The following is a 512-nucleotide window of genomic DNA, read 5'->3' on the forward strand; positions in this document are numbered from 1 at the left end:
GTTGACAAACGCCCCCGGGGCGGGCGCCCGGGGGCGGGGGGGGGCCCCCGGGGCGGCGCGGGGGGGGGCCGCCCCAAAAACCCCCGGGGGCCGGCCAACGGCCGGCGCTACCGGGGGTGTCGCGAACGGAATCAGATGCGCAACAAAAAAGGCCCGGATCGCTCCGGGCCTTTTCATTGGAGGGTACCGACCAACGGTCGGTACCTACCGGGTGTCGCTTATCAACCGCCCGGAGCAAACGCCAGGGTGCGGCGCGTGGTGACCGGGGCCGAGACCGGCTCGAACTTCCAGCGCTTCACGGCATTCAGGGCTTCGCGGTCGAACACGCGGGCCGGGTTGGCGCGCAGAACGCGGGCGTTGGTGACCGAGCCGTCGGTGCCGACGGTGATTTCCACCAGCACGTCACCGGAGGTGCCGGCGCGCAGGGCTTCCGGGGGGTAACGCGGGGCCGGGGTGCTGACTGCGCGCAGGTTGTTGGCCGCAGCGGCGGGGGCGGCCGCGCGGGACGCCGC

Annotated in this window: 1 protein-coding gene; it reads right to left on the reverse strand. The window is 73.8% G+C overall.

Annotated features, from left to right (window positions below; all coding sequences use genetic code 11):
* Positions 1-221: 221 nt before the first annotated feature.
* Positions 222-512, reverse strand: a 291-nt coding sequence (locus EGJ34_RS22005) for an energy transducer TonB (RefSeq protein WP_148100564.1), incomplete at its 5' end; no start/stop codon positions are given.

The sequence above is a fragment of the Stenotrophomonas sp. 278 genome (assembly GCF_003935715.1).
Lineage (GTDB): Bacteria > Pseudomonadota > Gammaproteobacteria > Xanthomonadales > Xanthomonadaceae > Stenotrophomonas > Stenotrophomonas maltophilia_AH.